The organism is Polaromonas sp., from assembly GCF_049790275.1.
GTDB lineage: Bacteria > Pseudomonadota > Gammaproteobacteria > Burkholderiales > Burkholderiaceae_C > Polaromonas.
Genome location: NZ_JBAQYR010000093.1, coordinates 1 through 6,548, shown reverse-complemented (window position 1 = coordinate 6,548; position 6,548 = coordinate 1). Strand labels below are relative to the sequence as shown.

The following is a 6,548-nucleotide window of genomic DNA, read 5'->3' as shown; positions in this document are numbered from 1 at the left end:
CCACCCGCGTGGCACGGGCCTGCTCGATGCGCGAGCGCGCTGTTGCCACGGTGGGGCTCACAGCCTGCGCGGCGCTGATCAGTTCCACCAGCAGCGGGTCGCCCTGCTGCTGCCACCACTGGGTCAGGTCGGTGAGCGTGCCGTTGTGCGGAAGCCCTGCCGTCTGGACTTGCGTGGGCAATGGGGCGAACCACTGCGAGGGCGTGTTGGCAGAAACCTCGTCGGGTGGTGAATGCAGCGCGCAGGCGCCCAGCAGCAACGGCACCAGGCCAGAGGCGATCAAGCGGGTTTTTCTCATGTCCTGTTCTTCTTTGAAGGATTCTTGGGAGCGGTAAGGGACTGGCGCCTTGCCAGTTCAACAGCGACCATGGCTTCGGCAAAATCCACCAGGCGGGCCGCCCACAGGTCAATTGCTTTCGGCGTGGCGAGCAGCTGCGGCCGCACGCTCTCTATCACGTCGCGGGTAACGTACATCTGCAAGGCCAGACCGGTGATGCTGAAGGCCAGCCGGTGCAAATCATCATCGGGCCGGGTGACACCCAGGTGCCGGCCGAGCACGGCCACCAGCGCGGCGTGGGCGGGCTTGATGCCCTGGTCGAGTTCTTCAGCCCAGACCCCGGTGGGCTCCAGCATCTCGCGAAAATGCAGGCGGGTGCATTGCTGGATGAACTCGCCCTGTTTCATCGGATTCAAAAAACTGGCGACAAAACCTTGCAAGGACTGCCGCAAGGTGAAGCCGGGCTGGTCGTACGCCGCGATGTCATCCCTGGCGCTGCCCATGGGTTCGGTGAACACGGCGCGATAGAGCCCGGCCTTGTCGCCGAAGTAATAGCTGATGGCGGCAATATTCACCCCGGCTGCCAACGCAATCTCACGTGTTGAGGTCTTGGCAAAACCCCTTTCGGCAAACAGCCGCAAGGCGGTGAGCAGCAGGTGAGACCTGGCCTCGGCACCGTCGGAACGCTGCCTGCGGACCTCCGGGCTGGCGCTGGCGGCGGCTGGCGAGGTGAGAGAGGCGGATTTCATGTGCCGATTGGAGCACGTAAATCAAACGATTGATTTAATTAAGACAATTGTTTCAATTGAATACATCCGTGGACAATGTGCCGGGCACGAGGAGGGCGGAAAACGCCCCGTGTCCGCGCCGATGGCCGTCAGGCGGTGGCTGGCACGCGGCCGTCTTCAAACACGGTGACCCACACGGCAAGTACGGCGTCCCGTTCAGCCTGGAGTGCCGGCGGGACCACCTGGGTGGGCTCTTCATTGAGGCGTGCATGGTGCTGGACGCGGCGCAGCTCGCGGTAGGCACCGGCAGCGGCTTCGCCCTGGCCAGGTGGCAGCAGCCCTGCTGCTTCGGCGCGCTGCAGCAGGGCGATGTTGCCGACGTTGTCGACCAGCTCTGGGTGCTTGCGCGACTCTGACAGCACCAGGAATTGCACGGCAAACTCGGCGTCCACCATCCCGCCGGGGCTGTGTTTGACATCGAATTTTCTGCCGGCTTTTTCATCTTTGGTCGGGTGGGCCGCCCGCACTTTTTCGCGCATCGTGACAATTTCCCGGCTCAGCGCGGGGATGTCGCGCGGGGCGGTGATCACGGCCAGGCGCACCTGGTCAAACCGCTGGCGCAGCGATTCAGCGCCGAGGACAAAGCGCGCGCGGGTGATGGCCTGGTGCTCCCAGGTCCAGGCGGTGTTGCTGCCGCGCTGCTGCTGGTAGTTCGCATAGGCCTCGAAACGGGTGACCAGCAGCCCCGAGTTGCCGTTGGGCCGTAAGGCCGTGTCGATCTCGAACAGGTCGCCCTCGGCGGTCTTGATGGTCAGCCAGTTGATCAGCTTGCGCACAAAGGCCGCGTAGACCTCGGGAGCCCTTTCGTCCTCGTCCTCGTAGACAAACACGATGTCGAGGTCGCTGCCATAGCCGAGTTCCTTGCCGCCCAGCTTGCCGTAGGCAATGATGGCGAATTGCGGCGCCTCGCGGTGGCGGTTTTTCAGATGCTGCCAGCACCAGTCGGTAGTGACCTGGAGCACGGCTTCGGCCAATGCGCTGAGGTCGTCGGCGACCTGCTCGACCGTCAGCGCTCCTTCGACGTCGCGCGCCAGGGTGCGGAAAACTTCGGCATGGTGCGCGCGGCGCAACAGGTTCAGGCAGGTTTCCTCGTCGTCCTCGCCGGTACGGCGCAGCGCAGCCAGCCGTTGCTGCAGTTCCTGCATGAAGGCGGCGGCATCAAAACGTTCATGCAGCATGGCGTCGCTGGCCAGCTCGTCGATCACACCCGGGTGCTGGAGCAGGTAGCGCGCCGGCCATCTGGCGGCGCCCAGCAGGCGCAGCAGCCTCTCATGCACGGCGGGGCGCTCGAGCAGCAGGGCCAGGTAACTTTCCCGGCGCAGCAGCGGCTCGATCCAGTCGAGAAGGCGCGCGGCCGCTTCCTCGCCGACACGCCCTTCGGTCAGCCACTGGGCCGTGCGCTGCAGCAGCCGGACCAGACGTGCACGCGCATCGTCGCGCAGCCCCGTCACGCGCGGGTGTGTTCGCCACAGCTCCAGACGGGCGCGGAAACCGTCAGGCAAGGTATCCGCGAGCTTTTCAAGCAGCTCCTCCAGGTCCTGGGGCGCCGCAGGGACCGATTTGCCGCAGCCCTTGCAGTCGCTTTTTTTGCCTAGCAGGGTATCGAATTCCTGGGCCACCAGTTCCCGGTGGGTGTCCAGCTCGCTCAGGAAGGCGCAACAGTTGCTGTAACCCAGGGTCTGCGCGATCCAGGCCAGGTCGTCGTCACGCGTGGGCAGTACGTGGGTTTGCTGGTCGTCCAGGTACTGGATGCGGTGCTCCACCCGCCGCAGGAAATCGTAGGCACGCATCAGCGCCTCGGCCGTGGCCTTAGTCATCAGGCCGGCGCTGGCCACGCGTTGCAGCGCATCCACCGTCGGCCGCGTGCGCAGCTCGGGGAACTGTCCGCCACGTACCACCTGCAGCAACTGCACGGTGAATTCAATTTCGCGGATGCCGCCGCGCGACATTTTCACGTCATTGGCGCGTTCGGGGTGGCCCGCCGCGCGTTTGGCCGCATGTTCGCGGATCTGCCGGTGCAGGATGCGCAACGAATCAAACACGTTGTAGTCGAGGTAGCGCCGGAACACAAAAGGCAGCACGGAGCCCCGCAATGCCTGGGCCGAACCGCTTTGAATGCATTCAAGCGGCGCCACCACCCGGCTCTTGAGCCAGGCAAAACGCTCCCACTCACGGCCTTGTGCCTGGAAATATTCTTCCAGCGCGCTGAGCGACACCGCGGCCGGCCCGGAATTGCCGTTGGGCCGCAGCGCAAGGTCGACCCGGAACACAAAGCCGTGCTCCGTGGTTTCCCCGATCAGGTTGTAGATGGCCTTGACCTGCTGCGCGAAATATTCATGGTTGGAGATGACGCCGCGCCCGCTTGCCTGGCCGGTGGTTTCCCCGTCATGGTCATACACGTAGATCAGGTCGATGTCGCTGGAGACGTTGAGTTCCCTGGCGCCGAGCTTGCCCATGCCGATGACCCACAGCTGGGCCCGCGCCCCGGGCTCGCCGGGCGCCTGGGGCACGCCATGCAGGGCATCCAGTGGCGGACGTGATGCACAGATCGCAATGTCCAGCGCCAGCTCTGCCAGCTCCGTCATGGCTCGGGTCACGACTTCCAGAGCCACCCCCGCAGCGATCAGGGCGCGGGCGGGTTCCCCATCAGCCGGGGCCGCGGAACCGGCTTCGCCGGGCCGCAGGCGCAGCGCCCCCTCGGGGGGCAGCGTAGTACGCGAAGCGACAAGCGTGGGGGAGTCCGAACGCAGCGAAGGGCCGCCCCGAGCAAGTTCAGCCCCCTCGGGGGGCAGCGTAGTACGCGAAGCGACAAGCGTGGGGGCGATATCACAGTCAAGAACCACCAGGCGTTCCATGACGAGCTGGCGCAACACCCGCAGGGCGGCACCGGTGTCCAGTCCCTGGACCTGCAGGGCCTCATAGGCTGTCAGCATCGTGGCCCGCACCGGCGCTCCGGCCGGCAACAGGGCCAGCTGCTTCGCATAACGCCGCCGTATGCGCTGGACGAAGCGGGAATGGCCCGATGCCGTCTCTGGCAGGGCCGAAAGTTCGTTCGATGGCATGAACATCACTAAACTTGCCTGGGTGGCGTGGAACGGACGGAAGCGCTGAAGGTCATAATTCTCATGCCAATGGATCAAACGACACCCTCCCAGCCAGCGCTTGCCTCCCGACGTCTCAAATTTGCCGCGCTTGCCGCGCGTCTGGCCCTGTGGCTGGTGCTGGCGTTCTGGGTTCTTTTTGGTATGGCCTGGGCCGTACTTCACGGCTGGATTGTGCCGCGAATCGGCGAGTTCCGCCCGCGCCTCGAAACAGTGGCCAGCCAGGCGTTGGGCACACAGGTACGTATCGGGCAGATCACGGCCCGCTCAGGAGGCCTGATTCCTTCTTTCGAGCTGCGCGACGTGGTCCTGCTTGATGCCCGGGAGCGCGAAGCCCTGCGCCTGCCGCGCATCCTGGCAGCCATATCGCCCTCTTCATTGTGGGGTCTGGGCTTCGAGCAACTCTACATTGACCAGCCCGAACTCGATATCCACCGCACAGCGGACGGAAAGATTTATGTGGCCGGCCTGGACGTGTCGCTTGAGCCGGGCAAGGACAGCAGCGCCATCGCCGACTGGTTTTTCTCGCAAACCGAATTTGTCATTCGCGGCGGGACAGTGCGCTGGACCGACGATTTGCGACAGGCGCCGCCACTGGCCCTGACCCAGGTGGACTGGACCCTGCGCAACCCGGGCCGGCGTCACCTGATGCGCCTGGATGCGACGCCGCCAGCGGCCTGGGGCGAGCGCTTCAGCCTGCGCGGCATGTTTCGCGAGCCGCTGTGGTCGGACGGTGCCGGGCAGTGGCGTCAGTGGGCGGGCCAGCTTTTTGCCGAGTTTGGCCGTGTCGATGTTTCCGAAGTCAAGCGTTACGCCAGCCTGGACACCTTGGGCATCGACCTGCGGGCAGGCAGCGGCGCGTTGCGGGTCTGGGTGGATGTCGATGGTGGGCAGATCACCGGCGGAACGGCCGACGTGGCGCTGCTGGAGGTCGATGCGCAGCTGGGCCGGAAACTGCAGCCCCTGGCGCTGCAGGCGGTCGGTGGCCGCTTCGGCGGCCGGCAATTTGCCGGCGGTTTTGATTTCGCCACCGAAGGATTGCAGTTTCGCACCCGCGACGGCCTGCAGTGGCCGGGCGGCAATGCCTCCATCGTTTACACCGGTGCCGAAGGCAAGTCGCCGGCGCGTGGCGACATCAAGGCGGACAAGCTCGACCTGGCAGCCCTCGCACTGATCGCCAACCGGCTGCCTTTGGGGGACGCCGCGCATTCGATGATTGCTGCGCTGGCGCCCAAAGGGCTGGTGGAAGTCATCGAGGCCCGGTGGCAGGGCCAGCTGGATGCGCCCATCGCTTATTCGGCCAAAGGGCGTGTGACGCAGCTTGAAATTGCGCCGCAGGCAGCGGCACCTGCCGCCGGGGACCGGCCGGGTGTGCGCGGTGCCGCGGTGGATTTCGACCTGACACACCAGGCCGGGCAGGCCCGGGTGAAAATAGCCAACGGAGCCCTCCACCTGCCGGGTATTTTTGAAGACCCGCAGTTGCTGCTGGAACAGTTCTCTGCGGATGCCCAATGGAAGCTGAACGGCCCGAAAATCGACGTCCAGCTGCGTAACATGGTATTCGCCAATGCCGACGCTCAAGGCAGCGCACAGGCGAGCTGGCACACCGCGGACGCGGCTGGGCCGTCTGCCGGTGGTGCCGCGCATGACAGCCGTTTTCCTGGCGTGCTCGATTTGCAGGGCAGCCTCAGCCGGGGTGATGGCAGCAGGGTGCACCGCTACCTGCCGCTGATCCTGCCCGACACGGTACGCCACTATGTGCGCGATGCGGTGACGCAGGGCGCGCTCAGCGATGTGAAGTTCAAGCTCAAGGGCGACCTCAAGGACATGCCTTTTGCCGATCCCAAAAAGGGCGAATTCCGGGTGTCGGCCAAGGTGGACAAGGCCCATTTTTTCTATGTGCCCAAATCAGTGCAGCCGCGGGAAGCCGGCGCCTGGCCGGCACTGACCGAGCTGGATGGCGAGCTGGTCTTCGACCGTGCTTCCATGCAGGTTCATGGCGCGACGGGCCGGGTCGCCGGCTTTTCCGGCCTGCAGGTGGTCAAGGCCGAGGCGCGTATTCCGGACCTCATGCATGCAGCCACGGTGCAGGTGGATGCCGAACTCAAAGGCCCGCTGGCGGAGGCGGTGGGCTTCGTCAATACCTCGCCGCTGGGCGGGATCACCGGCAAGGCGCTGGCCAGAACCGTGGCTTCCGGCGCAGCCGACTACAAGCTAGCGCTCAGCCTGCCGCTGGCGGATATTGACAAGTCCCGGGTGCAGGGCAGTGTCAGCCTGGCGGGCAACGACGTGCAGTTCTCCCCGGACACACCACAGCTGACGCGGGCGAAGGGACTGGTGACATTCACCGAAAAGGGTTTCGGGATCAGCGGCGGCCAGGCC

At 65.3% G+C, this 6,548-nt stretch carries 3 protein-coding genes and 1 pseudogene; 1 reads left to right on the top strand and 3 read right to left on the bottom strand.

Annotation, left to right across the window (positions count from 1 at the left end; translation table 11 throughout):
• The 3 genes and pseudogenes from WA904_RS12755 to glnE all read right to left on the bottom strand — a co-directional run.
• Positions 1-298: pseudogene (locus tag WA904_RS12755) on the bottom strand (RND transporter); the annotation flags it as partial.
• On the bottom strand, positions 295-1,026 hold the full coding sequence (locus tag WA904_RS12750) for a CerR family C-terminal domain-containing protein (protein WP_425197499.1): 732 nt from the start codon (positions 1,024-1,026) through the stop codon (positions 295-297). The pseudogene WA904_RS12755 and the gene WA904_RS12750, both read right to left, overlap by 4 nt.
• A gap of 128 nt (positions 1,027-1,154) precedes the next feature.
• A complete protein-coding gene (gene glnE / locus WA904_RS12745) occupies positions 1,155-4,127 on the bottom strand; it encodes a bifunctional [glutamate--ammonia ligase]-adenylyl-L-tyrosine phosphorylase/[glutamate--ammonia-ligase] adenylyltransferase (RefSeq protein ID WP_425197498.1) in 2,973 nt (990 codons plus the stop codon).
• Positions 4,128-4,190: 63 nt separating this feature from the next.
• On the opposite strand from glnE, the gene WA904_RS12740 reads away from it, so the two are divergent.
• A partial coding sequence (locus WA904_RS12740; RefSeq protein ID WP_425197497.1) for a YhdP family protein occupies positions 4,191-6,548 on the top strand: 2,358 nt, incomplete at its 3' end.

What these genes read in the sequence shown, in the direction of transcription:
- WA904_RS12750 (WP_425197499.1), bottom strand. Translation starts at nt 1,026, where the DNA reads ATGAAATCCGCCTCTCTCACCTCGCCAGCCGCCGCCAGCGCCAGCCCG.
- glnE (WP_425197498.1), bottom strand. Translation starts at nt 4,127, where the DNA reads ATGCCATCGAACGAACTTTCGGCCCTGCCAGAGACGGCATCGGGCCAT.